The 26,089-nt window shown below is 68.7% G+C and carries 25 protein-coding genes; 3 read left to right on the top strand and 22 right to left on the bottom strand.

Translation table 11 applies throughout. The features are described from left to right. Nucleotides 1-43 precede the first annotated feature (43 nt). Entirely contained in the window at nucleotides 44-2,233 is a 2,190-nt protein-coding gene (locus tag ACZYX4_RS05095; protein ID WP_463874181.1) for an ATP-dependent DNA helicase, read from the bottom strand. Continuing rightward, nucleotides 2,226-3,794, bottom strand: a complete 1,569-nt coding sequence (gene hflX / locus ACZYX4_RS05090) for a GTPase HflX (RefSeq protein WP_463874180.1) — start codon at nucleotides 3,792-3,794, stop codon at nucleotides 2,226-2,228. The genes ACZYX4_RS05095 and hflX overlap by 8 nt, the downstream gene beginning before the upstream one ends. A gap of 501 nt (nucleotides 3,795-4,295) precedes the next feature. On the opposite strand from hflX, the gene ACZYX4_RS05085 reads away from it, so the two are divergent. Continuing rightward, nucleotides 4,296-4,910, top strand: a complete 615-nt coding sequence (locus ACZYX4_RS05085) for a class I SAM-dependent methyltransferase (protein WP_463874179.1) — start codon at nucleotides 4,296-4,298, stop codon at nucleotides 4,908-4,910. Here the strand turns inward: ACZYX4_RS05085 and dapF are convergent. From dapF to ACZYX4_RS05055, 6 genes are all read right to left on the bottom strand, one after another. Beyond that, nucleotides 4,891-5,847 carry a diaminopimelate epimerase gene (gene dapF / locus ACZYX4_RS05080; RefSeq protein ID WP_463874177.1) on the bottom strand — a complete coding sequence of 319 codons (957 nt, stop codon included), beginning with the start codon at nucleotides 5,845-5,847 and terminating at the stop codon, nucleotides 4,891-4,893. The two genes, ACZYX4_RS05085 and dapF, sit on opposite strands and share 20 nt — an antisense overlap. A gap of 127 nt (nucleotides 5,848-5,974) precedes the next feature. Continuing rightward, nucleotides 5,975-6,868: a tRNA (adenosine(37)-N6)-dimethylallyltransferase MiaA gene (gene miaA, locus ACZYX4_RS05075; protein ID WP_463874266.1), complete on the bottom strand. Its 894-nt coding sequence runs from the start codon at nucleotides 6,866-6,868 to the stop codon at nucleotides 5,975-5,977. A gap of 144 nt (nucleotides 6,869-7,012) precedes the next feature. Further along, entirely contained in the window at nucleotides 7,013-8,593 is a 1,581-nt protein-coding gene (miaB, locus tag ACZYX4_RS05070) for a tRNA (N6-isopentenyl adenosine(37)-C2)-methylthiotransferase MiaB (protein WP_463874176.1), read from the bottom strand. 39 nt (nucleotides 8,594-8,632) lie between these two features. Further along, nucleotides 8,633-9,118: a regulatory protein RecX gene (locus ACZYX4_RS05065; protein ID WP_463874265.1), complete on the bottom strand. Its 486-nt coding sequence runs from the start codon at nucleotides 9,116-9,118 to the stop codon at nucleotides 8,633-8,635. 148 nt (nucleotides 9,119-9,266) lie between these two features. Further along, on the bottom strand, nucleotides 9,267-10,319 hold the full coding sequence (gene recA / locus ACZYX4_RS05060) for a recombinase RecA (protein WP_463874174.1): 1,053 nt from the start codon (nucleotides 10,317-10,319) through the stop codon (nucleotides 9,267-9,269). A gap of 290 nt (nucleotides 10,320-10,609) precedes the next feature. Continuing rightward, nucleotides 10,610-10,828 (bottom strand): DUF3046 domain-containing protein, encoded by a 219-nt coding sequence (locus tag ACZYX4_RS05055; RefSeq protein WP_463874173.1) that lies wholly within the window; start codon nucleotides 10,826-10,828, stop codon nucleotides 10,610-10,612. Nucleotides 10,829-10,872: 44 nt separating this feature from the next. Here ACZYX4_RS05055 and ACZYX4_RS05050 point away from each other — a divergent pair, with 44 nt between their 5' ends. Continuing rightward, complete coding sequence (locus ACZYX4_RS05050) at nucleotides 10,873-11,382, top strand: MarR family winged helix-turn-helix transcriptional regulator (RefSeq protein ID WP_463874171.1); 510 nt, start codon at nucleotides 10,873-10,875, stop codon at nucleotides 11,380-11,382. A gap of 124 nt (nucleotides 11,383-11,506) precedes the next feature. On the opposite strand, the gene ACZYX4_RS05045 is transcribed toward ACZYX4_RS05050, so the two are convergent. The 8 genes from ACZYX4_RS05045 to ACZYX4_RS05010 all read right to left on the bottom strand — a co-directional run bounded on the left by ACZYX4_RS05045 (nucleotide 11,507) and on the right by ACZYX4_RS05010 (nucleotide 20,535). Next, nucleotides 11,507-11,959 (bottom strand): helix-turn-helix domain-containing protein, encoded by a 453-nt coding sequence (locus ACZYX4_RS05045; RefSeq protein ID WP_307458478.1) that lies wholly within the window; start codon nucleotides 11,957-11,959, stop codon nucleotides 11,507-11,509. A gap of 140 nt (nucleotides 11,960-12,099) precedes the next feature. Beyond that, the gene (locus tag ACZYX4_RS05040) at nucleotides 12,100-12,612 is read right to left on the bottom strand and encodes a CinA family protein (RefSeq protein WP_463874170.1); all 513 of its coding nucleotides are present in this window, start codon (nucleotides 12,610-12,612) and stop codon (nucleotides 12,100-12,102) included. After that, nucleotides 12,609-13,250, bottom strand: coding sequence for a CDP-diacylglycerol--glycerol-3-phosphate 3-phosphatidyltransferase (gene pgsA, locus ACZYX4_RS05035; RefSeq protein ID WP_463874168.1), 642 nt, complete (start codon nucleotides 13,248-13,250; stop codon nucleotides 12,609-12,611). Before pgsA ends, ACZYX4_RS05040 begins: the two co-directional genes overlap by 4 nt. A 9-nt stretch (nucleotides 13,251-13,259) precedes the next feature. Further along, nucleotides 13,260-16,280, bottom strand: a complete 3,021-nt coding sequence (locus ACZYX4_RS05030; protein WP_463874167.1) for an FtsK/SpoIIIE family DNA translocase — start codon at nucleotides 16,278-16,280, stop codon at nucleotides 13,260-13,262. 173 nt (nucleotides 16,281-16,453) lie between these two features. After that, entirely contained in the window at nucleotides 16,454-18,145 is a 1,692-nt protein-coding gene (locus ACZYX4_RS05025) for a ribonuclease J (protein ID WP_463874166.1), read from the bottom strand. Between the two features lie 60 nt (nucleotides 18,146-18,205). Then, entirely contained in the window at nucleotides 18,206-19,114 is a 909-nt protein-coding gene (gene dapA / locus ACZYX4_RS05020; protein WP_463874164.1) for a 4-hydroxy-tetrahydrodipicolinate synthase, read from the bottom strand. Between the two features lie 78 nt (nucleotides 19,115-19,192). Then, on the bottom strand, nucleotides 19,193-20,032 hold the full coding sequence (locus tag ACZYX4_RS05015; RefSeq protein ID WP_463874162.1) for a carbon-nitrogen hydrolase family protein: 840 nt from the start codon (nucleotides 20,030-20,032) through the stop codon (nucleotides 19,193-19,195). 71 nt (nucleotides 20,033-20,103) lie between these two features. Next, on the bottom strand, nucleotides 20,104-20,535 hold the full coding sequence (locus tag ACZYX4_RS05010; RefSeq protein ID WP_463874161.1) for a hypothetical protein: 432 nt from the start codon (nucleotides 20,533-20,535) through the stop codon (nucleotides 20,104-20,106). A gap of 96 nt (nucleotides 20,536-20,631) precedes the next feature. Between ACZYX4_RS05010 and ACZYX4_RS05005 the strand changes: the two genes are divergently transcribed. After that, nucleotides 20,632-21,900: a heparan-alpha-glucosaminide N-acetyltransferase domain-containing protein gene (locus tag ACZYX4_RS05005; RefSeq protein WP_463874159.1), complete on the top strand. Its 1,269-nt coding sequence runs from the start codon at nucleotides 20,632-20,634 to the stop codon at nucleotides 21,898-21,900. Nucleotides 21,901-21,936: 36 nt separating this feature from the next. Here the strand turns inward: ACZYX4_RS05005 and ACZYX4_RS05000 are convergent, their stop codons facing one another. The 6 genes from ACZYX4_RS05000 to ACZYX4_RS04975 form a co-directional block, all read right to left on the bottom strand. After that, the gene (locus tag ACZYX4_RS05000; RefSeq protein ID WP_463874264.1) at nucleotides 21,937-22,419 is read right to left on the bottom strand and encodes a hypothetical protein; all 483 of its coding nucleotides are present in this window, start codon (nucleotides 22,417-22,419) and stop codon (nucleotides 21,937-21,939) included. 5 nt (nucleotides 22,420-22,424) lie between these two features. Further along, entirely contained in the window at nucleotides 22,425-23,183 is a 759-nt protein-coding gene (gene dapB / locus ACZYX4_RS04995; protein WP_463874158.1) for a 4-hydroxy-tetrahydrodipicolinate reductase, read from the bottom strand. Between the two features lie 108 nt (nucleotides 23,184-23,291). Then, nucleotides 23,292-23,843: a molybdenum cofactor biosynthesis protein MoaE gene (locus ACZYX4_RS04990; RefSeq protein WP_463874155.1), complete on the bottom strand. Its 552-nt coding sequence runs from the start codon at nucleotides 23,841-23,843 to the stop codon at nucleotides 23,292-23,294. After that, complete coding sequence (locus ACZYX4_RS04985) at nucleotides 23,833-24,345, bottom strand: MogA/MoaB family molybdenum cofactor biosynthesis protein (RefSeq protein ID WP_463874153.1); 513 nt, start codon at nucleotides 24,343-24,345, stop codon at nucleotides 23,833-23,835. Before ACZYX4_RS04985 ends, ACZYX4_RS04990 begins: the two co-directional genes overlap by 11 nt. Beyond that, nucleotides 24,342-24,845, bottom strand: coding sequence for a cyclic pyranopterin monophosphate synthase MoaC (moaC, locus tag ACZYX4_RS04980; RefSeq protein ID WP_463874152.1), 504 nt, complete (start codon nucleotides 24,843-24,845; stop codon nucleotides 24,342-24,344). The genes ACZYX4_RS04985 and moaC overlap by 4 nt, the downstream gene beginning before the upstream one ends. After that, on the bottom strand, nucleotides 24,833-26,056 hold the full coding sequence (locus tag ACZYX4_RS04975) for a molybdopterin molybdotransferase MoeA (RefSeq protein WP_463874151.1): 1,224 nt from the start codon (nucleotides 26,054-26,056) through the stop codon (nucleotides 24,833-24,835). Before ACZYX4_RS04975 ends, moaC begins: the two co-directional genes overlap by 13 nt. Nucleotides 26,057-26,089: the final 33 nt, after the last annotated feature.

Here is a 26,089-nt window from a genome sequence, read left to right as displayed (position 1 = left end):
GCCCCGCCGGCAACGGACGGGGCCCTGTCCGTTCCCTGAAGGACTACGTGGCCGGCTGCCCGGGTTCCTTCGCCAGCCGCTCCAGGGCAGCAAGGGCGACCGCTGGGTCCGTGGTGGGCCAGAACGGCGGCAGGGCGGCGCGGAGGAATCCCCCGTAGCGCTCGGTGGAGAGCCGTGAGTCCAGCACTGCCACCACTCCCCTGTCCGTCGTCGTGCGGATCAGCCGGCCGGCGCCCTGGGCCAGGCGGATGGCGGCGTGGGTCGCGGAGACGCTCATGAACCCGTTGCCGCCGGCCTGGGCCACCGCACGGGACCGTGCGGTCATCAGCGGATCGTCGGGCCGCGGGAACGGAATCCTGTCGATCACCACGAGGCGGCACGAGGCCCCCGGCACGTCGACACCCTGCCACAGCGACATGGTTCCGAAGAGGCAGGTGTCCGGTTCGTCGGCAAACTGCTTCACCAGCGCGGTCATGGTCGAATCCCCCTGGCAAAGGATGCTCATGTCCAGCCGCGGCCGCATGGCCTCAGCGGCGTCCTCGGCGGCGCGCCGGGAGGAGAACAGGCACAGGGCCCCGCCGCCGGAGGCCCGGATCAGCTTCTCCAGCTCGTCGAGGGCCTCCGGTGACGTGCCGCGGCCGGGTTTGGGCAGATGCCGGGCAACGTAGAGGATGCCCTGTTTCGGATATTCGAAGGGCGAGCCGACGTCGACCCCGGTCCAGCTCGGGGCACCCGGTCCGACCAGGCCCAGGCCGCCGGCGGCCGGTTCGAAGGCGGACCCGATCGCCAGGGTCGCCGAGGTCAGGATGACGGTGTGGTCCGCGAACAGGCCCTCGCGAAGCCGCCCGGCGACGCTGAGCGGGGCGATGTTGATCAGGGCCGGCGCGGACTCGTCGGGCTGGGAGTACCCCTGCTGCGGGTCGAAGGTGCTGTTGCGGGAAAACCAGACCACCTCGCGGTTTTCGCGGGCGGCGAGCAGCCGTTCGCAGAGCTCCAGGATCACCATGAGGCGGGAGCGCGCGAGCTGGCGCCCGCCGTCTGCGGTGTTGGCGCTGTCCCCCTTGGAGTCGGAGAGCGCCGCACGGCAGGCGTCCCGCAACTGGTCCACACAGTCCAGTTGTTCGCTGTTCAGGCCGTTGGGCATGAGTCCGCTGGGGACCCCTTCAATGGCAAGTTCGAGGTTGGATGCGGCGTTGTTCAGGGCGTCCACGGTGATGCCCGTGTTTTTCCGGGCCCCGGACGCGGCGACGTGCACCATCGCGACGGAGAGCTGACCGGACACGGCGCCCGTCACACGGTCCTGGAGCTCGTGGGCTTCATCGACCACCACAACGTCGTATTCGGGCAGGACCGCAAGGCCTTCGAAGGCGCTGACGGCCAGCATGGCGTGGTTGGTGACGACGACGTCGGCGTCCGCGGCGTTCTGCCGGGCCAGTTCGCTGAAGCATTCGGCCGCGAGGGGGCACTTCTGCGCGCCCAGACACTCCATGGAGGTGACGGACACCTGCCGCCAGGCACGGTCCGTGACCCCGGGCAGGAGTTCGTCCCGGTCACCCGTCACGGTATCCTCGGCCCAGTCGCGCAGCCGGACGACTTCCTTGCCGAGCTGCGACGACGGGCCGCCCATCGCCGCGGCGAAATGCGGCACGGACGTGTCCTCGCCGAGTGAGAAGAGCTGGCCTTCGGAGGGCTCCTCGGAGGGGAAGCCGCCGTCGAGCTTGTGGCGGCACACATAGTTGGAGCGGCCCTTCACCAGCGCGATTTTGACGGGCCGTTCCAGCGCCGGGGTGATGGCCTTCAGCAGCCGGGGCAGGTCCCGGCCGACGATCTGGGTCTGCAGGGCCAGCGTGGCCGTGGAGACCAGGGTGGGCTTGTCGCTGACGAGCGAATGGGCGATCAGCGGGATCAGGTACGCGAGGGACTTGCCGGTTCCGGTGCCGGCCTGGACCAGCAGGTGGTCGCCGCTGTCAATCGCGTGCGCCACCTGCCGGGCCATCTCGTGCTGGCCGTCCCGGCTCTGGCCGCCCATGCCGGCGACGGCACGGTCGAGCAGTTCGATGACGAACTCCCCGCCGGCCGGGCCGCGTGTTCCTGCCGGGTTTTTTCCGGCGGCTTCGGTCCCTGCAGCGTTCGTCCCTGCGGGATCCGCTGTTGCGGGATCCTCCGTTGCGGGGGCCGCCCCCGCCGGATCGCCCGCGCCGGTGTCCGCCCCGGTCACCGCTGCCTTAGTCATTGCTGATGAACGAATCCAGTTCAGCGGCGAATCCTTCGCGGACCATCACGACGGCGCGGGTGCCCGCTTCCTCGTGGTCGAGGCTGAGGATCTCGGCGTCGGTCTCGTGCAGCTTGCTGAGCAGGTCCCCCCGGTTGTACGGGATCATCAGTTCGAGCTTCACGCTGGGCCGCGGGATGCCTTCACTGATGGCCTTGAGCAGTTCCGGGATGCCCTCGCCGGTGCGTGCCGACACCACCACGTGGCGCGGTTCGCGCTGCTTGAGCCGTTCGATCACGAAGGGATCCGCGGCGTCGGCCTTGTTCAGGACGATGATTTCCGGCACCTTGCGGGCGTCGACTTCGCTGAACACCTTGCGGACGGCGGCGATCTGGCCTTCCGGATCCGGGTGGGAGACGTCCACGACGTGCAGGATCAGATCCGCGTCCGCGACTTCCTCCAGGGTGGAGCGGAAAGCCTCCACGAGCTGGGTGGGGAGCGACCTCACGAATCCCACGGTATCGGCCAGGGTGTAGCCCAGCCCGTCCGAGGTTTCAGCCTTGCGGACCGTCGGGTCCAGCGTGGCGAACAGGGCGTTCTCGACCAGGACACCGGCGTCGGTCAGCCGGTTCAGCAGCGAGGACTTGCCGGCGTTGGTGTACCCGGCGATTGCAACGGACGGCACGGAATTACGACGGCGGTTGGCGCGTTTGGTTTCCCGGGCCGGCTTCATCGCGGCGATTTCCCGGCGCAGTTTGGCCATCCGGGTGCGGATCCGGCGGCGGTCCAGTTCGATCTTGGTTTCACCGGGACCGCGCGAGCCCATGCCGGCACCGGCACCGCCCACCTGGCCACCGGCCTGGCGGGACATCGAGTCACCCCAACCGCGCAGGCGCGGGAGCAGGTATTCGAGCTGGGCCAGTTCCACCTGGGCCTTGCCCTCGCGGCTCTTGGCGTGCTGGGCGAAGATGTCCAGGATCAGGGCCGTGCGGTCGATGACCTTGACCTTGACGATGTCTTCGAGGCTGCGGCGCTGGGACGGTGCCAGTTCGGCGTCGACGACGACAGTGTCGGCGCCGGTGGACATCACGATGTCCTTGAGCTCCTGGGCCTTGCCGGAGCCGAGGAAGGTTCCGGGGTCGGGCTTGGCGCGGCGCTGCACAATCCCGTCGAGGACCTCCGAGCCGGCGGTCTCGGCGAGGGCGGCGAGTTCTCGGAGCGAGTTCTCGGCGTCGGCGAGGGTGCCTTCGGTCCAGAGGCCGGCCAGTACGACGCGCTCGAGGCGCAACTGCCGGTATTCGACTTCGGTGACGTCTTCGAGTTCGGTGGACAGCCCGGCGGTACGGCGCAGGGCGTGCCGTTCCTCGAGGTCCTGCTGGTCGCCGTCGTAGTTGCTGTGTTCCTCGTCCTTCCGGGAGATCGCCTGCGCTTTGCCGAGCACCGACGTGGGCTCGCCGGCAGCCGGGGCTGCCTTCCGGGCAGGGGTGTCCTTGGAGAGGATCCGGTCGATGACAGCCTGGATTTCCGCAGGACTCATGTCCTGGGCTGCTGAATCGGGTCCGGTGTTGGGCTGACTGGTCATGGTCTCCTTCAGAGGTTCGGCAGTTCCAGAATAGTGCCGATCGGTGGTGTCGGGGGCGGTATTCGCGCTGGGCTGACGACTATTCGTCAAAGGGGGGCTCCTGGAGTGCCCGCGGCAAGCGGTGCCGGGACAGTGTGGGCTCCGCGTGGGAGCGGCGGGAAGGAGAGGAGACAGGCGTGGTTGGCCTCGAGGGGAGGAGCTTTCCGCCCGGCCCGGCTCCATGAGCACTGCCGGACTCCACGCGGACCGGGCACCGGCGGCGGGGTCCTTGGCAGGATCATCGCGGGGGGCGCACTGAGCGGAAGGTAGCTACCTGCGTCGCTGCGGGGACGGGGACGGGCCGGATTTAACCAGTGCCGGATTTAACCCGTGCCAGACTTAACCCGCGCCGGCTATTTGAAGTTCAAGAACATGCATTTAACACTAGCAGACGGTCCAGCTGCCTCCGGCCCGATGCCGCGGTTTCGCCTACGGGCCGGGGGCCAACTAATCTGGGCAGTTATGGAGTCTGCACACTATTTCAGCGCCCAGCCGGCCGGGCCGTTCACCCGCAAGCCACTGACCGTGGAGCTTGCCGGTGAAACCCGGCACCTGCAGACGTCCTCGGGCATCTTCAGCCCGGACAACATCGACAAGGGCACGGCCGTGCTGCTGGCCGAGGCTCCCGCCCCGGCCCCGCAGGGAACGCTGCTGGACATCGGCTGCGGCTGGGGTCCGATCGCGCTGACCCTGGCCCTGCGGGCACCGCACGCCCAGGTCTACGCCGTGGACGTCAACGAGCGGTGCGTGAGCCTGACCAACGAAAACGCCGCGCTGCTGGGGCTGCGCAATGTCACGGCCAGCACGCCCGGCGCCGTCGACCCCGGGCTCCGCTTCGACACGATCTGGTCCAACCCGCCCATCCGGGTCGGCAAGGACGAGCTTCATGCCCTGCTGCTGCTGTGGCTGCCGCGGCTGGCGCCCGGCGGCTCCGCATGGCTGGTGGTGCAGAAGAACCTGGGCTCGGATTCCCTGCAGCGCTGGCTGGCCGCGGAGCTGGACAGCAGCTTTGCGGTGACGCGCGAGAGCACCTCGAAGTCGTTTCGCATCCTTCGGGTCAGGAAAGCGTCCCACTAGCGACGATCACCGCAGGGCCGCTGAGCTCCACGTGCTCGTGGCCCTCCGCGCCGAGGAAGAACTTCACTCCGACGGTGCCGCCCGGGACGTGGACGTTCCACACGTCCGGGGCGCCCTGGCCGGCCCAGTGGCGGATTGCGACGGCGGCCGCGCAGGCTCCGGTGCCGCAGGACTGCGTTTCCCCCACTCCCCGCTCATGCACGCGCATGGTGATGGTTCCGACGCCGTCGTGGACCAGCGGCTCGGACGGAACGACGAACTCGACGTTGGTGCCGCGGGGCGGCACGGGATCCACGTGGGGTGCCGTGAACAGCTGCGTGGCTTCCAGCTCGGCCAGTTCGGCCAGCGCCACGACGGTATGCGGGTTCCCCATGCTGACGGACAGGGCGGGCCGCGGCACCTCGAGCCCCGTCGCGCTGACCAGCGAATCCATGGCCCGTCCGGTGGCCTCGCCCGGGAAGATGAACTCCCAGGGGCCCATGTCGACGGCGTAGCCGGCCGCGGTGCGGACGATCGTTTTGGCGCCGCCCCGGGTGCCGATGGTCAGCGATTCGCCGGCGGGCAGATCGAGAAGGCCCTCGGCGATCAGGAAGTGCACGAAGACCCGGACGCCATTGCCGCACATCTCCGAGAGCGAGCCGTCGCCATTGCGGTAGTCCATGAACCATTCGGCGTCCGGGTGCTGCGTCAGCAGCTCCTGGCCCTCCGCGAGCAGCCGGGACGGAACGGCCCGGATCAGTCCGTCGCCACCGATGCCGCGGTGCCGGTCACAGAGTGCCGCAACCTGCTCCGGCGTCACTGCCAGGGTGCCGTTGGGGTCCGCCAGGAGCACAAAGTCGTTGCCCGTCCCGTGGCCTTTGGAAAACTTGAGTCCGCTCAGGGCTGCAGTGTCACCGGTGGAGTTGCGGTCAGCGGCCACGGCCAGGGTTTCGTTCATGCTCCAAGGTTACCGTTCCGGTCCGGTCCGCCGGCGGACCGCCCCGGCAACCACCCTCTTGGTGCGGGACTGACGCGGGACTGACGCGGGACTGACGCGGGACTGACGCGGGACTGACGCGGGACGTTCAGCCTGCCGGGCAGAGGGCGGCGGCCTTGGCCACGAGGTCCGGGTCCTGCCAGTCGAGCCAGTGGATCCGGGGGTCGGCCCGGAACCAGGTCAGCTGGCGGCGGGCGAACTGCCGGGTCGCCACGATGGTCTCCTCCGCAGCCTGCGCCGCGTCGGAGTCGCCGTCGAGGACCTTGAGGAACTGGGCGTAGCCCAGGGCGCGCGGTGCCGTCCGGCCGAGCCGGAGTCCGGCGGCGTCAAGCGTCCGGATTTCCTCCACCAGCCCGCTGTCCACCATGGTGTGGACCCGGAGGGCGAGCCGTTCCCGGAGCTGCCCGCGGTCCACCTCAAGCCCGATCTGCACCGCGGGCCGGACGTACTCGCGGGTGGGCATGAACGAGCTGAAGGGCCTCCCGGTGAGCTCGTACACTTCGAGGGCGCGGATGATCCGGCGCGCATCGCCGAGCCGGCCGGCCGAGACCGGGTCCACGCTTTCCAGCCGCGCCCGCAGCGGCGCCGCTCCGCCGGTTTCCAGTTCCGCCTCGAGCCGGCGCCGGATGGCCGGATCCGTGCCCGGGAATTCCAGCACGTCCAGGGCGGCGCGGACGTAGAGCCCGGAGCCTCCGGCCAGGATGGCGCGTTTGCCGCGGGCATGGATGTCGGCAATGAGCGCACGGGCCTGTTGCTGGAAGTCCGAGACGCTCGCGTCCTCGGTCACGTCCAGGATGTCCAGGAGGTGGTGCGGCACTCCCCTGCGCTCGGCCCGGGTGATCTTGGCGGTACCGATGTCCATGCCGCGGTAGAACTGCATGGAGTCCGCGTTGATGACCTCGCCGTCGAGCTCCAGCGCCAGCGAGACGGCAAGGTCGGACTTGCCGGATCCGGTGGGTCCGACGACGGCGATCACCGGCAAAGCCGGTCCTGCGCCGGCCTGGGCTGCACTGTCCTTGGCTGCGCCGGCCTGGGCTGCACTGTCCTTGGCTATGCCGGCCTGGGCTGCAGTGTCCTCCGCGGCCTGCGCGTTGCCCGCCGGGGCGTCCTGCGGATCCGCCACGGACTAGCGGCCGCGGACGGGAAGGGTGGGCATGCCCAGGGACACTCCTGATGTGCCGGCGGCGGATCCCGGAACGGGTGCGCCGCAGGAGTCCGCCTGGGACCTGTCCCAGGCGTCCCCGGCCTGAGAGCGGCGAAGGCTGTAGTCGTCCGCCGACGCCGGGTCGGCCACGAGGTGGAACGCCGCGGCTTCGGTGATGGTCACGGTGACGAGGTCGCCGGGGCGGGGCGTCCCGGCGCCGGCCGGCACGGAGAAGTGGACCAGGCGCTGGTCGCGGGACCGCCCCGAGAGCCGGTGGGTTTCCCCGGCTTTGCGCCCGGACTGGGCGGTGACCATGACCTCCACGCGCTGGCCGAGCTGGCGGGCGTTCTCCTCGGCGGCGATCCTGTCCTGCAGGGCGGTGAGGCGTTCGAAGCGTTCCTGCACCACGGCCTTGGGGAGCTGGTCCGGGAGCTCGGCGGCGGGAGTGCCCGGCCGCTTGGAGTACTGGAACGTGAAGGCGGTGGCGAAACGGGACTTCTCCACGACATCGAGCGTGGCCTGGAAGTCCTCCTCGGTTTCACCGGGGAACCCGACGATGATGTCTGTGGAGATCGCGGCGTGCGGGATCTTCTCGCGCACCTTGTCCAGGATGCCAAGGAATTTGGTCGATCGGTACGACCGCTTCATGTCCCTGAGGACCTTGTCCGAGCCGGACTGCAGGGGCATGTGCAGCTGCGGCATAACGTTGGGGGTCTCGGCCATGGCGTCGATGACGTCCTCGGTGAAGGCGGCAGGGTGCGGGCTCGTGAACCGGACGCGTTCCAGGCCGGGGATGTCCCCGCAGGCGCGGAGCAGTTTGGAGAAGGCCTGCCGGTCGCCGAACTCAACGCCGTAGGAGTTCACGTTCTGGCCCAGCAGGGTTACTTCGATCGCACCGTCGGCGACGAGGGCCTGGATCTCGGCCAGGATGTCGCCGGGGCGGCGGTCCTTTTCCTTGCCGCGCAGGGCCGGGACGATGCAGAAGGTGCAGGTGTTGTTGCAGCCGACGGAGATGGACACCCAGCCGGAATAGACCGAGTCCCGCTTGGTCGGCAGGGTGGAGGGGAAGACGTCGAGGGACTCGAGGATTTCGAGCTGCGCCTCCTTGTTGTGGCGGGCCCGTTCCAGCAGGGCCGGCAGGGCGCCGACGTTGTGGGTGCCGAAGACGGCGTCCACCCAGGGTGCCTTCTTCAGGATGGTCTCGCGGTCCTTCTGCGCCAGGCAGCCCCCGACGGCGATCTGCATTCCCGGGTTGGCGGCCTTCACCGGCGCCAGCATGCCCAGGTTGCCGTAGAGCTTGTTGTCGGCGTTTTCCCGCACCGCACAGGTGTTGAAGACCACGACGTCGGCCAGTTCCCCGGCGGCGGGGACGTAGCCGGCGGCTTCGAGCATCCCGGACATGCGCTCGGAGTCGTGCACGTTCATCTGGCAGCCGAAGGTCCGCACCTGGTAGGTGCGGACCTTCGGCTGCGGGACGGAGGGCTGCGCCCCGGGCCCCGGGGTGGACATCGCGTCCGTGGAAGGGGTGGTGCCGGCTGCTGGGGAAGGAATGGTCAAACTCACCTGTTAAGGGTACCGGGTCGGCACGGCGCCGGGGCGTCCTCAGAAATCAGCGGATGACCCTGCATCCGAACCGGCCACGGCGTCGTCAAGGACTTCGCCCACGATCCGGAAGGCCTGGGACGGCTGGTAGCCCTTGCGGGCGAGCATGGAGGCGAGCCGGCGCGTGGTTTTGTCCCGCTCGGCGCGGTCCGCGAACCCCGTCACGCCCCGGAGCTTCCGCTGGACCAGGTCGCGGGCCGCGGATTCCTCGTCCTCGTCGCTGAGTTGTTCCAGGGCGACGGCAGCGGTTTCAGTGTTGATGCCCTTTTCCGCGAGTTCCCGCCGGAGCGCGCCCTTGGCGAGTTTGCGGCTCTGCGAACGGGACCGCACCCACATTTCGGCGAAGTCGGCGTCGTCAATGAGTTTCACTTCCTCGAAGCGGTCCAGCACGGCTTCGGCGACCTCGTCCGGGACGTTGCGCTCGGCCAGTTTACGGGCGAGCTGCAGCCGGCTCTTGGGCGAGTTCGTCAGTTGACGCAGGACAATGGTCCGCGCGAGGGACGCGGGGTCCGCCTCACGGTCCTGTTCGGAGGCAGGACCCGCCCGGCGGGCGCCGCCTTGGGGCGGCTCCCCGCCGGCAAAGCCGGGGGCAGGAGTCCGTGGCGGGCCCCCTGCCCCTTTGCGCCGTCGGCCGTTAGAAGCCGTCAACGGCCTTCAGCTTCGGTTCTGCTTCGGTTTCGGCGGGAGACTTGACGCCGACGCCGAGCTTTTCCTTGATCAGCCGCTCCAGCTCGGCAGCCAGTTCGGGGTTGTCGCGCAGGAAGCGGCGGGAGTTCTCCATGCCCTGGCCCAACTGGTCACCGTCGTAGGTGAACCAGGAGCCGGACTTCTTGATGATGCCGTGCTCGACACCCATGTCGATGATGCCGCCTTCGCGCGAGATGCCCTGGCCGTAGATGATGTCGAATTCGGCGATCTTGAAGGGCGGGGCCATCTTGTTCTTCACGATTTTGGCCTTGGTGCGGTTTCCGACGGAGTCTGCGCCCTCCTTGAGGGTCTGGATCCGGCGGACGTCGATGCGGATCGAGGCGTAGAACTTCAGGGCCTTACCACCGGTGGTGGTTTCCGGAGAGCCGAAGAACACGCCGATCTTCTCGCGCAACTGGTTGATGAAAATGGCCGTGGTCTTGGTCTGGCTCAGGCGGCCGGTGATCTTACGGAGCGCCTGGCTCATCAGGCGGGCCTGCAGGCCGACGTGGCTGTCGCCCATGTCGCCTTCGATTTCCGCGCGCGGAACGAGGGCGGCAACGGAGTCAATGACAATGACATCCAGGGAGCCGGAGCCGATCAGCATGTCCATGATTTCCAGGGCCTGCTCGCCGGTGTCCGGCTGGGAGACCAGCAGGGCGTCGGTGTCGACGCCGAGCCTGGCGGCGTACTCGGGATCGAGAGCGTGCTCGGCGTCGATGAAGGCAGCGATGCCGCCCAGGCGCTGGGCACTGGCGACAGCGTGCAGCGCCACCGTGGTCTTGCCGGAGGATTCCGGACCGTAGATTTCCACGACGCGGCCGCGGGGCAGGCCGCCAATTCCCAGGGCAATGTCCAGTGCGATGGAACCGGTCGGAATGACCTCGATGGGCGCACGGACTTCGTCACCAAGGCGCATAACAGAGCCTTTGCCGAACTGCTTGTCAATCTGGGCCAGCGCTGCGTCAAGCGCTTTCTGGCGATCCGGGGCTGCGGCCATGGTTCACACCTCTAATACTTTCTCGCTGTGGAGTGGGCCGTTCCGGCCCTGTGTCGTGTTCGTGAACAGTGGTCCTGGAAAGTGTTCCTGAACAATGTTCGTGATCGTTCTTTCGGTCAATACTGAAGCTACCGGCACCCACCGACAGAGTTGCCTGCTCGCCCCTGGTATGTGGAAAAAGCTCTAAAAAAAGCATAGTCCTACCCGAACAGATATTCGAACAATCGGTGCGGCGTGTCAGGCGCGGGCTGCCGGCACCGCCCTGGAACGCCGCAGGCCGGAGCCGGAGGTCAGCGGGGTTTGACGTCGCGGCCCAGCCGCCGCTCGGGCGGGACATCCTGGACCTCGCACAGTGCGAGCCACACCTGCCGGGGCGGTATGCCCGCACCCAGGGCCTGGTCTGCTGTCCGGCCGCCGACCCCCGCCAGGACCAGGGAGCTGCTGAGGACCCGGGAATACCCTGCCCCGAATTCGTCGTCCATGAGCCGCCAAAAATCACTGATTCGCACCACTCGAGTCTCTCACGGCAGAGGAGGACTCTAGAATGGTTGCCATGAGCAACTCAGCCGTTGGCCCCGGGATCCCCGGCGGCGCCGACGACTCCACCGAAACGGCGCTGACCGCCGTCGAGCACCAGCTGAGCGTGCTCTGGCGGCGCGCACGTTCGATCTCACACCATCTCTCCCGCCAGGTTCACCCCGACCTGGAACCGGCGGCCTACGGCCTGCTCTCCGTGATCCGCAAACAGGGCGCCATGCGGCTGACCGAGCTGGCCTCCAGCATCGGCGTCGGGAAGCCCTCGGTCAGCCGGCAGATCGCTTTCCTGGAACGCCTCGGCCTAGTCTCCAAGGAAGCCGACCCGCTCGACGGCCGCGCGCAGATCATCCGCCTGACGCCCACGGGCGAAGAGCGGATGCACCAGGTGCAGGACGCGCGCCGCGAGGTGTTCCGGGAGCGGCTTGGCGAGTGGCCGCTGGAGGAACTGCAGACCCTGTCCCGCTCCATCGCCAAACTCAACGCCACCTATGAGCGTGACGGCTTCCCCCGGGACGAACCGCAGTAGCCCAGCGGTTCCGCGCCGGCAGGCCACCCACAAGCCGCCGGGCACGCACACACAGGCACACACAGCGCACGCAAAAGACCCCGGCACACCGCCGGGGTCTTTTGTCGAGTAGTGGGTGTCGGGGCTAGCGTGCCCCGGAAAGGAGGCCCTTGGCCAATTCCTCGTTGAGGTCGGAGTTGAGCTCACGGTCCAGGTCACGGCCGTAGCGCTGTGCAAACTCCTGCGGGACGGTGTCCGGAACCGCAACTCCCTCGGCGACGGCGACTCGGTCGCTGACTTCGCGGAGCATGATGGAGAGCGGAACATCGAGGGCCGAGCAGATCGAGGAGAGCAGCTCCGAGGAGGCTTCCTTCTGGCCGCGTTCCACTTCACTCAGGTAGCCCAGCGAAACGCGGGCACTGTGCGAGACTTCGCGGAGGGTACGGCCTTGGCGTTGGCGGACATCGCGCAGAACATCACCGATTTCGTGACGAAGTACAACCATCTTGCGCTCCTTCTGTTCGCTCTTAGCCTGATCGGCGAGGCCCACATCCTTCCAGCGGACAACGCCGTTAACGGATACGGGCTGCTTTACCATCTGTATCGCCTTGCTCCCTCTTTGGGTCGGGCCCGCTGGTCACAGCGGACACTGCTGATGCTTTCATCCTAGGCGCCTCCCTTATTCGGAAGCGACACAATGTAACAACTAATGGGAATCGAGTTTTGTTCCCGGCAACGTTACGCCCGGTGGCTTGCGGAAGCCAGAGCCTCCAGCAGCCGTTCCAGCGCCGCAGCGCAGGCCTGGCCGCGGATTTCCGGCCGGCTCCCCTCGAAGCTGTACTCGTACGACGTCGAGCCGTCCGCGGTGGCTACGCCGATGTAGACGGAGCCCACGTCCTTGCCGCCGTGCGGCTCCGGGCCGGCGACGCCGGTTGTGGAGACGCCGACGTCGGCGCCGCAGAGCCTGCGGGCGCCCTCGGCCATGGCCTCCGCGACCTGCCCATCGACGGCACCGACGGTGTCCAGCAGTTCCCGGGGCACTCCGAGCACCCCGGCCTTGACCGAATTCTGGTAAGACACCACCCCGCCCTGCAGCATCCCGGACGCGCCGGGAGTGTCCGCGAGCACGGCGGCCACCATGCCCGCGGTGAGGGATTCGGCCGTCGCGACGGTCAAGCCGCGGCCGATCGCCCCGGTGACGGCCTCTTCGGCCAGATGATGCAGGTTGATGGTGCGGTGGCCAGTGGTCATGGCTTGCCCTCCTGGATCTTCTGCTGCCGGGCCCGGATGCCGCTGGCACGCAGCTTGAGGGCCTCAATGACGTATTCGCCGCCGGTCCAGACCGTGATGGCCAGGGCCACCATCATGACCGCGAAGGCCACGAAACCGAGCCACGGCGCAATCGAGGACAGCGGGAGAATGTACAGGAAGATCGCCACGGTCTGGATGACGGTCTTGAGTTTCCCGCCGCGCGAGGCCGGGATCACACCGTAGCGGATGACGAAGAAGCGCAGGGCGGTGACACCCCACTCACGGACGAGGATCAGGATGGTCACCCACCAGGGCAGCTCCCCCAGGAGCGAGAGCATCACCAGGGCAGAGCCGATCAGCAGCTTGTCCGCGATGGGGTCGGCGATCTTGCCGAAGTCGGTGATGAGGCCGCGGCTGCGGGCGATGTCGCCGTCGAGCTTGTCCGTGTAGATCGCGACGGCGAAGGTCGCCGCGGCGATCCAGCGCCACACGCCGTTCTGGGCGACCAGCCCCGGCGCGTCCAGCAGGAGGAACCAGACGAAGAACGGCACCATCACAATCCGCAGCATCGTCAGGATGTTCGGCAGGTTCCAGATCCGGGACGCGGATCCGGCGCTGTTGGCTTCGGCGCTAGTCACCCTCCTAGGCTACCGTCCGGTGAGCGACCAGGCGTCCTCGGAACCGTCCTCATCGTCGCCGGAGCCCCGGCGGGAGCCCCGATACCCGCCGCCGGCACCGTCTGCGCCGGCTGCGCCGTCTGCGCCGTCTGCGCCATCGAAGTACTGCGTGTTCTGGGAGCGCCGGTCCAGGTCTGCGGCGACGAGGTCCTCCGCGTAGCCGCCCTGGGCGACGTTCGCGTTGGCGTTCTCGCTCAGCGCTGCGGTCTGCGCATCGGCGATGGCGGGCACCTCCATGCCCTTCATGGCCGCGAGAACCGTCGCCAGGTCATCGGGTTTGACCAGGACGTCGCGGGCCTTGGAGCCCTCCGAGGGGCCGACCACGCCGCGGGATTCGAGCAGGTCCATGAGCCGTCCTGCCTTCGCGAAGCCGACACGCAGTTTGCGCTGCAGCATCGAGGTGGACCCGAACTGGGTCGTGACCACAAGCTCGGTGGCCTGCAGCAGGACCTCGAGGTCGTCCCCGATGTCGTCGTCGATCTGCTTCTTCGGCGCCTCGGGGGCGACGTCCTCGCGGTACACGGCCTTAAGCTGGCCCTTGACGTGCTCGACCACCTTATGGATTTCGGATTCGGTGACCCAGGCGCCCTGGACACGCATGGCCTTCGAGGCGCCCATCGGCAGGAACAGCGCGTCGCCCTGGCCGATCAGTTTCTCGGCGCCCGGCTGGTCCAGGACCACGCGGGAGTCGGTGACCGAGGAGGTGGCGAACGCCATCCGGGAGGGCACGTTGGCCTTGATCAGGCCGGTGACGACGTCGACCGAGGGCCGCTGGGTGGCAAGCACGAGGTGGATGCCGGCGGCACGGGCCAGCTGGGTGATGCGGACGATCGAGTCCTCGACGTCGCGAGGGGCGACCATCATCAGGTCCGCGAGTTCGTCGACAATCACCAGGAGGTACGGGTACGGCCGGATGACCCGTTTGGACCCCTCGGGCGGGTGGACCTTGCCGGCGCGGACGGCCTTGTTGAAGTCGTCGATGTGTTTGAAGCCGTAGTTGGCGAGGTCGTCGTAGCGGGCGTCCATTTCGCGGACCACCCACTGCAGGGCCTCGGCAGCCTTCTTGGGGTTGGTGATGATCGGGGTGATCAGGTGCGGGACACCCTCGTAGGCGGTGAGTTCCACGCGCTTGGGGTCCACCATGACCATGCGGACCTCGTCGGGCGTGGCGCGCATCAGGATGGACGTGATCATGGCGTTCACGAACGCCGACTTGCCGGCACCGGTGGCACCCGCCACGAGCAGGTGCGGCATCTTGGCGAGGTTCGCGACGACGTAGCCGCCCTCGACGTCCTTGCCGACGCCGATGACCATGGGGTGCTCTGTCCGCCGGGCGTTCTGGCTGCGGAGCACATCGCCCAGGGACACGGTCTCGCGGTCCGTGTTGGGGATCTCGATGCCGATCGCGGACCGGCCGGGGATGGGGCTCAGGATGCGGACGTCCGAGCTGGCGACGGCGTAGGAGATGTTCTTGGACAGCGCCGTGACGCGTTCCACCTTGGTGCCCGGGGAGAGCTCGATCTCGTAGCGGGTCACGGTGGGGCCCCGGCTGAAGCCAGTGACCTGTGCCTCGACGTTGAACTGGTTCAGGGTTTCGGTCAGTGAGGCGACAATGGCGTCGTTGGCGTCGGTGCGTTCCTTGGGGATGGAGCCCGGTGTCAGCACATCCGACGGCGGCAGTGTGTACGTCACGTCGCCGGCAAGCGAGAGCTGTTCAGTCCGCTGCGGAATCGGAATGGGCAGCGGTGCGGGGGCCACAGGATTGGAGGGGACCTTCGCGGCGGCTGCCACGGCGGCGGCGCCCGGCGCGGGGGCTGCCGGGTTCAGCGAACCGGCGGCCACCATGCCCGGGGTGACGAGCGGGATCGCCTCGGTGGCGTTGTCCCCGGCTGCTCCGCCAACACTGCCTGCGGCGTTGCCCAGACCCTGGGCTGCCTTGATCTTCTCGACGGCGATCTCGGCCTGGGTGGGGCGGCGCACCCCCGGCGCGACGGACTTGGAGCCCCTGGCTCCGGTGTTGGCGCCACCGGCGGATCGGGCGGCTTCGGCTTCCTCGTCGGCAATGAGCGCCCGCTCGAAGGCCTCGTCGCCGACGTAGCCTTCGAGTCCGGCTTCCTCGTCCTGGTCCTTGCCGAACAGGCGGCGGCGCTTCTTTTTAGCCGGGGCCGGAGTGTCGTTTTCGTAGAGGTAGCTGCGGTCATGGCCGTCTGCGTCGTTTTCCTGGTCCTGCAGGTCGATGCCCATGAGGTGCTCGTAGGCGCCGCGCAGCCGGCCCGGGATGGCGCCGAACGGCGTGGCCGTAACGATCAGCAGCGAGGTGAAGGTGAGCAGGCCGTACACGGCCAGCGGGACGGCCGGGTGGATGGCGGCCAGCGGGGCGGCGGCGAGGTAGCCGAGCATGCCGCCGGCCTGGCGCAGTCCGTCGAAGCCCTGGGCGACGGCCGGTTCCCCGCCAATGACGTGGGCCAGGCCGGTGCCGGCGAAGGTCATGATCAGGAAGCCGATCCCGATCCGGTTGTTGCCGCGGCCGTCGACGGGCTGGCGGAACAACCGGAAGGCGCAGACAAACAGGATGAGCGGCAGCAGCAGCGACATCCAGCCGAAGGTGCCGTTGACGATTCCGTAGACCATGTCAGGGAACCAGCCCTGGAAGCCCCACCAGGCGAAGGTGGCGACGAAGACTCCGAGCGCGAGGTTGAACAGGGCTGCGCCGTCGCGGCGGTCCTCGGGGGCGAGGTCGCTGACGTCGTAGCCGATCCGGCGGATTCCCGCCCCGACGACGTGGGCAACGCCCAGCCAGGCGCCGGCCACAACCCGGTGCAGCCAGGGCTGTGGGGGTTCGACGGCGGCCAGCTGGCGGGTGCGCGCGGTACCTGTTGTTCCGGAGGGCTTGCTGGTCTTGGACGCAGCCGGGCCGGAGCCCCGAGCCGAAGAGCTGCCTGATTTACCGCTGGGGTTTCCCCTAGGCGCGGAGGAAGTACGTGTCGCCATACCTGCAACGGTACCTGACTCCGGGCCGAAAACCGCGGATTTCCGGGCCTCCGCGGGGACCATGTTGCCGGCCGGGCACGCAAAAACGGCCCCCCGGTCTGCCGCAAGCTGGAGCCTGCGGCAGGCCGGGAAGGCCGTTAGGGTGCGAAGCGAAGCGCCTGGGCGGCCAGGGCTTAGGCCTCCAGGACCACCGGGATGATCAGGGGCTTGCGGCGGAGCTTGCGGTTGACCCAGGTGCCGACCACGCGGCGGACAACCTGCTGCAGCTGGTGCGTGGTGTGGTCCGTGCGGTTGAGCACGGCTTCTTCCAGGGCGGCGTTGATCTTGGGGATGATCTCGTCGAAGACGGAGTCGTCCTCGGCCACGCCGCGGGCGTGGATCTCGGGGCCCGAGACAACCTTGCCGGTGGCGCGGTGGATCACCGTGATGATGGAGATGAAGCCTTCATCGCCGAGCGTCTGGCGGTCCTTGAGGTCCGCTTCCGTGACTTCGCCGACACTGGAGCCGTCGACGTAGACGAAACCGACCTCGACCTGGCCGACGATGTCCGCCTGGTGGTCCCGAAGGTCGATGACGGTGCCGTTGTCCGCGAGGAGGATGCTTTCCTCGGGGACGCCGGAGTCCAGGGCGATCTTGCCGTTGGCGATCAGGTGGCGCGTTTCACCGTGCACCGGCATCGCGTTGAGCGGCTCCAGGATGTTGTAGCAGTACAGCAGCTCGCCGGCGGCGGCGTGGCCGGAGACGTGCACCTTGGCGGTGCCCTTGTGGATGACGTCGGCGCCGAGCTTGAGCAGCCCGTTGATGATGCGGAACACGGCGTTCTCATTGCCCGGAATCAGGCTGGACGCGAGGATGACGGTGTCACCCTTGCCGACGACGACGCGGTGGTCACCGTTGGCCATGCGGGACAGGGCTGCCATCGGCTCGCCCTGGGAACCGGTGGACATCAGCACCACACGGTTGTCCGGCAGGTTGTCGATGTTCTTGATGTCGACCAGGATGCCCTTGGGCACGTCGAGGTAGCCGAGCTTCTCGGCGATATCCATGTTGCGGACCATCGAGCGGCCGACGAAGGCCACCTTGCGGTTGTGGTTGGCGGCGGCGTCGAGGACCTGCTGCACGCGGTGCACGTGGGAGGAGAAGGACGCGACGATCAGGCGCTTGGAGGCCTGGCCGAAGAGCCGGTCCAGGGTGGGCCCGATTTCCTTCTCTGCGGTGGTGAAGCCCGGCACGTCGGCATTCGTGGAGTCCGACATGAACAGGTCCACGCCTTCTTCGCCCAGCTTGGCGAAGTGGCGGAGGTCGGTGATCCGGCCGTCCAGCGGCAGCTGGTCCATCTTGAAGTCGCCGGTGTGCAGCACGGTGCCGCCGGATGTGCGGAGGAACACGGCGAGGGCGTCAGGGATGGAGTGGTTGACGGCCACGAATTCGCATTCGAACGGGCCGAACTTCTGCACCTGTCCCTCGGTGACGGTCTGGGTGACCGGCTTGATCCGGTGCTCCAGCAGCTTCGCCTCGATGAGGGCCAGCGTCAACCGGGAACCGATGACGGGAATGTCCGCGCGCAGGCGCAGCAGGTACGGAACGGCACCGATGTGGTCCTCGTGGCCGTGGGTCAGGACGACAGCGACGATGTCATCGAGACGGTCCTTGATGTAGGCGAAATCGGGCAGGATCAGGTCGACGCCGGGCTGGGTTTCCTCCGGGAAGAGGACGCCGCAGTCGACAATGAGCAGCTTGCCGTCGATTTCGAAAACGGTCATGTTGCGGCCGATCTCCCCCAGGCCGCCGAGCGGAACGATCCGCAGGGTGTCCTTGAGCAGTTTCGGCGGCGTGACAAGGCCGGGAAGGGCGGTTTGGGTCATAATGCACTACTTTCCAGGCGGTTACCGGCCTGGTCTTTCCTCGTCAGGTGGAGCACCTGATCAGGAAAAGACCATTCCGGCTTCCGCCAAGTCCTCGCGGATGGTTTCGATCTCAGCTTCGTCCGGCTCCACGAGGGGCAAACGGACAACCGAGTTGGGCAGGAATCCCTGCCACTTAAGAACTTGCTTCGCAGCAACAGCACCCTGAATATGGGTCATCACTGCACGGACCACAGGGTCCAGTTCGAAATGTATGGTGCGGGCGGTGGCGAAGTCACCCGCAAGTGCGGCGTCGATCATGGCGCGGAACCGCCGCGACGCGACGTGTGCGGAGACGCTGACGAGCCCGACGGCGCCCGCTGCCATCCACGGCAGGGTCAGTCCGTCGTCGCCCGAGTAGACGTCCAGGTCAGTGTTCGCGAGAACCCTGGTGAGGGCTGCGTAGTCGGCCTTGGCGTCCTTGAGGGCCACAATGTTCGGGTGCTCCGCGAGCCGGATCATGGTGTCGGGCAGAATCGGCACGCAGGACCGGCCGGGGATGTCGTAGACCATCACGGGAAGATCTGCGGCGTCAGCGACGGCTTCGATGTGCGCCTGGATGCCGGCCTGGCTCGGCTTGTTGTAGTACGGGGTGACGATCAGCTGTCCGTGTGCCCCGGCCTTGGCGGCGCGCTTGGCCATCTCAATCGAGTGCGAGGTGTGGTTGGTGCCGGTTCCGGCGATGACCTTGGCCCGGTCCCCGACGGCCTCCACGATGACCCGGAAAAGCTTTTCCTTCTCGTCGTCTTCCAGCGTGGAGGTCTCCCCCGTGGTGCCGGAAATAACAAGGGCGTCGTTGCCGTCGTCGACGAGCTTGTTGGCCAGCTCGGCGTTCTGCTGGTAATCGACCTCACCGTCGGATGTGAAAGGCGTGACCATGGCGGTCGCGAGGGTTCCGAACGTGTAAGAGCGAGTATCAGAGTCAGCCATATGAAAAACGTTACCCTGTCACCGCCGTGATGTGACAATGACGACGACGTGATGAAGATCAAGCCGGGTCCCGACGCCTCATCCAACGGCCGGTCCGCGGGATGCCGGGGCGGAGCGGTTCCGGGCGTGGCGGTCCCGGGCGTGGCGGTCCCGGGCGTGGCAGTCCTGGGCGTGGCAGTCCTGGGCGCTGTAGGTCAGGGTCGCGGTCAGCACTTCGGTCCCTGTGCCGGCCGCATGACGGATCACCCGTCCGTCGGGGCCCCACAAACCGCTCCCACCGGCTGAGGGACCACCACCGGTGGTGCCCCCGAGGTTGGCCAGCACGCTGAACATCCGGTTGTCCATGGCCCGCGCGCCAAGGTGCAGGGCCAGCCGCTGGTCCTCGCCGGCGCAGTGGGCCGAAACGGCGTAGACGTCGGCGCCGGCCTCCGCCGCCTCACCGGCATGGACCGGACGGGCGGCGTCCAGGCAGATGGCCAGGGCGATACGCCAGCCATCCAGGTCCAGGATGACCGCTTGGCCGCCCTGGCCGCCGGCGCGGAAGAGCCGCCGCTCCTGGCCCTGGGGCCACACCTTGAAACCGGTTTTCAGCCCACCGCTGGGGTGCAGGGCGAGCGAGGCCAGCCGGGGCGTGCCGTCCGCTTCCCTGAAAGGGGCGCCGACGACTGCGGTGATCCCGGTCCGGCGGCAGATTTCGCGCAGGCCGTCCAGCCGCGCGTCCTCGGCGGTCACCCACCGCTGCGGGTCCGCCAGTCCCCTGAGGTCATAGCCGGTCAGGGATAGCTCGGGAAACACCACCAGCCGGGCGCCGTGGTCATCCGCATCTTCGATGAGGCGGATGTGTTCGGCGGTATTCGCGGGAATGCCGCCGTCGAGGGCCGTGTACTGGATGGCGGAGAGCGTCAGTGCGGTGGTCACCCTGCCATCCTAGGCACCGCGCCCTGCCGCGGGCAGGGCGTCCGGGATGAGGACAGGCGGCAGCCGCTGAGTCAGGCCGGAGAGGCATCACCGCCTGGCGGGGCGGTGCAGTAGCGTCCCACTGCGGTTTCGCGCAGGGACTCGGCCCAGGCCGCGAGCCGCTGGGCCGCCCGCACGTAATGGAACAGCTCGGTGGGGGTCAGGGATTCGAGGTCCGTCTCGGCGAGTCTGCGGGCCAGTTCCGCCCCCGGGGCCTGCGCGGACAGGACGGTGCCTTCGCGCTGCCACTGGACGTCCTCTGCGGCTTCGCCGGCCACCAGTTGCCGGAAGAGGAAATCCACGACGCCGGGGCTCATCGCCTTGAGGACACCGGACCCCGCGTCCGGGACGCGCCGCTCCGGCCTGGTGGAGCCCGGCGTGGTAGATCCCGGGTTGCTGGATCCCGGAGTGGTAGATCGCGGGTTGCCGGATCCCGGAAAGGCGGGCTCTGGTGTGTTGTTCATAGGCCCATGCTATTCGAACATATATTCGAATACAAGAGGTGCGGTCCCACAGCGTTGGGCAGGCTGCCGCACCGGCGGATATGAGACGATCGAGGCATGACCCCGCGCGGAATCGCCTCCTCAGCCAGGACCGCCCGGGGCAGGGCCGGAAGCAAAGCCGGAGGCCGCAAAACGGGCAGTCCCGGAGCGCGGCTGTCGGGCATCGACGCCGCCCGCGGGCTGGCCCTTCTGGGCATGATGGCCACCCACGTGTTTCCCACCTTCGAGTCCGACGCCCAGCTCACCCCCACCTGGGTGGGGCTTGTGTTTTCCGGTCGCGCCTCGGCCCTGTTCGCCGTCCTCGCCGGGATCGGACTGGCACTGTCCACCGGCAAACAGCAGCCGCTCCAGGGTCCGCAACTGTGGGCGGCCCGCCGGGGCATCGCGCTCCGGGCCCTGGTGGTCGGCGCCGTCGGGCTCTCCCTTGGCGGGCTCGAAGTGAACATCGCCATCAATCTGGTCCACTACGCCGTGTTGTTCCTGTGCGTGCTGCCGTTCCTCGGCCTGGACGCCAGACACCTGCTGGTACTGGCCGCCGGCTGGGTGCTCGTGAGCCCGGCGCTCGCCTTCCTGCTGCGGCCCTGGCTCCTCGTCGCCGAACCGCCGCTGCAGCTGGGCCACAACCCCAAGTGGGAGGATCTGTCCACCCCCGCCGTGCTCCTCGGGGATCTGTTCCTGACCGGCTACTATCCGGTCCTGCAGTGGATTGCCTATCTGCTGATCGGCCTCGCGATCGGCCGGCTGGCCCTCACGAGGGCCGCGGTCCCGGTACTGCTGCTCGCGGCGGGAACCGCCGTGGCGGTCCTGGCCAAGTGGTTCAGCGTGGTGATGATGGAGGACTGGGGCGGCCGGGCTTCGCTGCAGGCGTCCCTGCTCAATCCCTCGTATCCGCTGGAGAGCCTCCTGCAGGTCAACCTGGCCGGTGTGGACCAAACCGGCTCCGCCTGGTGGCTCGCCTCCAGTGCCCCGCATTCGGGCACGACACTGGACCTGCTGCACACCTCGGGGGTGGCGGCCGCCGTCGTCGGCGTCTGCCTGCTGCTCGGCCGGCTGGTCCAGCGGATCGGGCTGGACGTGCTGCTCCCGCTGCGGGGTGCCGGCGCCATGACCCTGAGCTTCTACACCGCCCACCTGTGCGTGATGGCCTCGCTGTACGGCCAGCCCCTGCCGTCCGGGTGGACGGTCGAGACCGTCTATTGGGCGCAGGCCGTGGCAATCCTGGTCCTGGGCGGAATGTTCGCGGCCCTGGCCTGGCGGGGGCCGCTGGAGTGGGTGGCACACGCCGCCAACCAGCTCGGCCGCTACCAGCCGGCCCGCATCCGGTAGCGTCCCCGGCGCCAGCGCCGGCACGCCGTCCGCGGCTCAGGCCTGGCGGGATCCCGTACGGTACAGCCGGAGAGCGTCGCGCATCGAGGCGCGTGCCCGCTTGCGGTCGCCCGCGGCGTCATAGGCGCAACTGAGCCGGAACCAGGAGCGCCAGTCCTCCGGTGCCGCTTCCGTCTCGGCCCGGTACTTCTCGAATTCAAGGTCCGCGGCCTCGCGGATGATCCGCCCGGCGGGGGTGCGCGGCAGATTGTCCACCGGCAGGCCGCCCTCGGCTTCAAGGATCTTCGCCAGCCGTTCGGTGCGGGCGCCGAAGAGCAGCTCGCGGACGAGGGCCCACGCCCCGATCACCGGCAGGAGCAGGTACGCCACGCCAATGGCCTTCGCCACCGGGTTGGCGTCCGTCATCAGCAGCACCGCGCGCTGGAAGGACACCACGAGGTAGAAGACCAGCAGGAGGGTGACGGCACCGACCCAGATCTTGGTGCGGTTGGCTTTAAACGCGGTCAGGACGTTGGCCACGGCGCTCAAAGCCCCAGGTCCATGTAGCCGTCCAGGCCCACGGTTAGGCCCGGCCGGGAGGCGACGCTGCGCACACCCAGCAGCACGCCGGGCATAAACGACGCCCGGTCAAAGGAGTCGTGCCGGAGGGTCAGCTGCTCCCCCGGCCCGCCCAGCAGGACTTCCTGGTGCGCCACGAGGCCGCGGAGCCGGACGCTGTGGACGCGGACGCCGTCGACCTCACAGCCGCGCGCGCCGGCAAGCTCACTGGTGGTGGCGTCGGGGCTGGCCGGGAGGCCGGCGGCGACCCGCTCGGCGGAGATCAGCTGCGCGGTGCGGACGGCCGTTCCGGACGGGGCGTCCACCTTGTCCGGGTGGTGCAGTTCGATGATTTCCACCGATTCGAAATAGCGCGAGGCCTTGGCCGCGAACGCCGAGGCCAGAACCGAGCCGAGCGCGAAGTTCGGTGCGATCAGGACTCCGACGCCGGCCTGGCCGGCGAGGAGCTCCTCGAGCCGGCCCAGCTTCTCCGTGTCCCAGCCGGTCGTTCCCACGACGGCGTGCATGCCGTGTTCGATGGCGAAGCGGACGTTCCCCTCGGTGCTCCCGGGGACCGTCAGGTCCACCACGATCCGGGCTCCGGCGTCGACGAGGGTGTCCAGGGAGTCGTTCCGGCCCAGCGCGGCGACAAGTTTCAGGTCCGCGGCGGCCTCGACGGCTCTCACCGCTTCGGCGCCCATGCGCCCGTTCGCGCCCAGCACGGCGACTGCGAGTTGTTCGGTCATGCCATCAACCCTACCGCCGGGGCGGGCGCCGGCCGGAACCGGCGGCCCTGCGTGACAGCCCCGCCGCGCGGTGCTGATCCCCTGGGTTGCGGGCGGGGCGGGGCGGGGCTATGCGCCCGCGCCGACCCACTCGACCGTGCCGTCGGTAAAGAACTGTTCCTTCCAGATCGGAACCTGGGCCTTGACCCGGTCCACGAGCTCCGAGCACACCGCGAAGGCCTGGCCCCGGTGCGCGGCGGAGACGGCGCAGACCAGGGCGGGGTCACCGATCTCCAGCATCCCGGTCCGGTGCGCCACCCAGATCCGCACCGGCTGGGCCGGTCCGCTGCCGGTTTCCCCGCCTGTCCCGGCAGCGTCTGTCCCGGCAGCGGCTGTCCCGGCAGCGGCTGTCCCGGCAGCGGCTGTCCCGGCGGATCCTCCGGCAGCCTGTTCGGCGGCCAGCTGCGCGACGACGTCGGCCATCACCTGGTGCGCCGTCGGGTGCGCGCTGTAGCCGAGCCGCTGGACGGGCTTGCCGCCGTCGTGGTTCCGGACCACGCCGCTGAAGCTGACCACGGCGCCCGCGGTGTCCGATTCGACCGCAGCGATCGCCTGCTCCACGGAGATGGGCTCGTCGCTGAGCACCGCGTACACCACCTCAACGGTCGAGTCAGTGGCCATGGCTGCCCTCCAGCTGGTCGCACAGGTGTCCAAGGATGGGATCCAGCACGCTGAGGCCGTCCATCACGCCCTTCGGGGATCCGGGGAGATTGACGATGAAGGTCTGGCCGGCGGCACCGGCGTAGCCGCGGCTGAGCATCGCCAGCGGGGTCTTGGCGGTCCCGGCCCCGCGGATGCCCTCCATGATGCCCGGGATCTCCCGGTCCAGCAGGGGCAGGGTCTGTTCCGGAGTGGCGTCGGTGGGGCTGAGGCCGGTGCCGCCGCTGGTGATGATGACAGCCGGCGCCTGGGTCAGGAGCGCGCGCAGTGCCGCGCCCACGGCTTCGCCGTCCGGGACCACGAGGGCCGGGTAGGTCTCGAAGCCGTGTTCGGTGAGCCAGTCGATGATGACGGGACCGGTCAGGTCCTCATAGATGCCGGCCGCGGCCCGGGTGGAGGCGATCACGACGCCGGCCTTGCGCCCGGTGGCTTCGCCGTGCCGGTGTGGTTCGGGCATGCTCATCGTGTCCAGTCTCCGCTCTTGCCGCCGCTTTTGGCCAGCACCTTGATATCCGTCAGCACCGCGTGTTTGTCCACGGCCTTAATCATGTCGTACACGCTGAGTGCGGCCACCGAGGCCGCTGTCAGCGCTTCCATCTCGACGCCGGTGAGCCCGCGGGTCTTGACCGTGGCGAAGACGGTGACCGTGTCGGTGTCGAGCTCGAAGTCGACCGTGACCTTGGCGATCGGCAGCGGGTGGCACAGCGGGATCAGGTCCGCGGTCTTTTTGGCGGCCATGATGCCGGCGACCCGGGCGACGGCGAGGGCATCTCCCTTGGGCAGGTCTCCCGCGCCGAGCAGGGCCAGGACCTCGGCGGTGCTGCGGACCGTGGCGGTGGCGGTGGCCTCGCGGGTGCTCTCCGCCTTGTTGGACACGTCAACCATCTGGGCCGTGCCGTCCTGCCGGAGGTGGGTCAGGCCTGGGGTTCCCGCTGCGGGGTTTTCTTCGTTCACAGCATCCATACTTCCACCTCGGCGCCCTCGGCGAGCGCGGCAATTCCTTCCGGGACCTGGATCAGGGCGTTGGAGTGCGCCAGTGCGCTGACGAGGTGCGAGCCGGTGCCTCCTTCCAGCCGGACGGTGCCGTCGGGGTGGACCGTGCCGCGCCGTACCTGGTGCTTGCCGGCCGGGGACGCCAGCGCCCCGGCCAGCCGTGCCCTGAGGACCGGACGCGGCGCCGGCGAGCCGAAGAGGTCGCCGAGGGCGGGCCGGAGGAACATCTCGAAGGAGACGAGGCAGCTCACGGGGTTCCCCGGGAAGCCGAGGACCGGGACGCCGTCGAAGGTTCCGATCCCCTGCGGGCCGCCGGGCTGCATCGCGACGCCGAAGAAGTCGACGTCGTGACCCTCCATTGCCTGCCGGACCACCTCGTACGCGCCCTTGCTGACACCGCCGGTGGTGACAATGAGGTCCACGTCCGCCGCATGCCTGCGCAGCAGGCCTGCGAGTTCCTCCGGGCGGTCCGTGGAGATCCCGGTCCGGGTGACGTCGAGGCCGGCCTGGCGCATGGAGGATTCCAGCAGCGTGGCGTTGGAATCGTAAATCTTGCCGGGCCCCAGGGGGCTGCCCGGTTCCACGACTTCGTCGCCGGTGGTGACGAGCAGGATCCGCAGTACCCGGTAGACGGGGACTTCGGTGAGTCCCAGGGCGGCCAGCAGTCCCAGCTGTCCGGGTCCCAGGTGAGTCCCGGCGGCGAGGGCCAGCTCCCCGGAGCGGATGTCGCTGCCCGCATCGCGGATGAAGTTCCTGGCCGGGGCGGCGGGCAGCCGGACCGTGGCCGGCATGCCGGGTGCAGGGAAGACCGCGGGAAGGGCCTGTTCGATCGGTACGACGGCGTCCGCCCCGGGCGGCAGCATGGCGCCGGTCATGATCGGGGCGGCTGTCCCGGGAGCCAGTTCAGGGGGTGCGGCACCGGCCGGCACGGGGGCGGCAACGCGCAGTTCGGTGCCGCCGTCGGGCACGTCGGCGCTGCGGATGGCGAAGCCGTCCATCTGCGAATTCGCGAACGGGGGCAGGTCCAGCGGGGCCGTGATGTCCGCCGCGAGTCCCCGGCCCAGGGCCGCCAGGAGCGGGAGCAGCTCAATCCGGTCCGGGCTGCGGAGTGGGGCCAGAAGCCGGCGGACGGACTCGCGGTGCGCTTCCACGGTGACGTGCCGTGTCTGGGTGCGGTGCATGCGTTGGTGACCCCTCGTCGTGAGCCATTGGCG

The sequence above is a fragment of the Pseudarthrobacter leeuwenhoeki genome, from assembly GCF_055412885.1.
The sequence above is the reverse complement of the archived record's forward strand: the minus strand, read 5'-3'. Positions and strand labels throughout refer to the sequence as shown.

What these genes read in the sequence shown, in the direction of transcription:
- ACZYX4_RS05085 (WP_463874179.1), top strand. Translation starts at nt 4,296, where the DNA reads ATGGAGTCTGCACACTATTTCAGCGCCCAGCCGGCCGGGCCGTTCACC.
- ACZYX4_RS05045 (WP_307458478.1), bottom strand. Translation starts at nt 11,959, where the DNA reads ATGGTAAAGCAGCCCGTATCCGTTAACGGCGTTGTCCGCTGGAAGGAT.
- ACZYX4_RS04990 (WP_463874155.1), bottom strand. Translation starts at nt 23,843, where the DNA reads ATGGCCACTGACTCGACCGTTGAGGTGGTGTACGCGGTGCTCAGCGAC.
- ACZYX4_RS05005 (WP_463874159.1), top strand. Translation starts at nt 20,632, where the DNA reads ATGACCCCGCGCGGAATCGCCTCCTCAGCCAGGACCGCCCGGGGCAGG.
- ACZYX4_RS05040 (WP_463874170.1), bottom strand. Translation starts at nt 12,612, where the DNA reads ATGACCACTGGCCACCGCACCATCAACCTGCATCATCTGGCCGAAGAG.
- dapA (WP_463874164.1), bottom strand. Translation starts at nt 19,114, where the DNA reads ATGGCTGACTCTGATACTCGCTCTTACACGTTCGGAACCCTCGCGACC.
- ACZYX4_RS05010 (WP_463874161.1), bottom strand. Translation starts at nt 20,535, where the DNA reads ATGAACAACACACCAGAGCCCGCCTTTCCGGGATCCGGCAACCCGCGA.
- ACZYX4_RS05050 (WP_463874171.1), top strand. Translation starts at nt 10,873, where the DNA reads ATGAGCAACTCAGCCGTTGGCCCCGGGATCCCCGGCGGCGCCGACGAC.
- ACZYX4_RS05095 (WP_463874181.1), bottom strand. Translation starts at nt 2,233, where the DNA reads ATGACTAAGGCAGCGGTGACCGGGGCGGACACCGGCGCGGGCGATCCG.
- hflX (WP_463874180.1), bottom strand. Translation starts at nt 3,794, where the DNA reads ATGACCAGTCAGCCCAACACCGGACCCGATTCAGCAGCCCAGGACATG.
- ACZYX4_RS05030 (WP_463874167.1), bottom strand. Translation starts at nt 16,280, where the DNA reads ATGGCGACACGTACTTCCTCCGCGCCTAGGGGAAACCCCAGCGGTAAA.
- ACZYX4_RS04975 (WP_463874151.1), bottom strand. Translation starts at nt 26,056, where the DNA reads ATGCACCGCACCCAGACACGGCACGTCACCGTGGAAGCGCACCGCGAG.
- ACZYX4_RS05025 (WP_463874166.1), bottom strand. Translation starts at nt 18,145, where the DNA reads ATGACCCAAACCGCCCTTCCCGGCCTTGTCACGCCGCCGAAACTGCTC.
- ACZYX4_RS04985 (WP_463874153.1), bottom strand. Translation starts at nt 24,345, where the DNA reads ATGAGCATGCCCGAACCACACCGGCACGGCGAAGCCACCGGGCGCAAG.
- dapF (WP_463874177.1), bottom strand. Translation starts at nt 5,847, where the DNA reads ATGAACGAAACCCTGGCCGTGGCCGCTGACCGCAACTCCACCGGTGAC.
- moaC (WP_463874152.1), bottom strand. Translation starts at nt 24,845, where the DNA reads ATGGATGCTGTGAACGAAGAAAACCCCGCAGCGGGAACCCCAGGCCTG.
- recA (WP_463874174.1), bottom strand. Translation starts at nt 10,319, where the DNA reads ATGGCCGCAGCCCCGGATCGCCAGAAAGCGCTTGACGCAGCGCTGGCC.
- dapB (WP_463874158.1), bottom strand. Translation starts at nt 23,183, where the DNA reads ATGACCGAACAACTCGCAGTCGCCGTGCTGGGCGCGAACGGGCGCATG.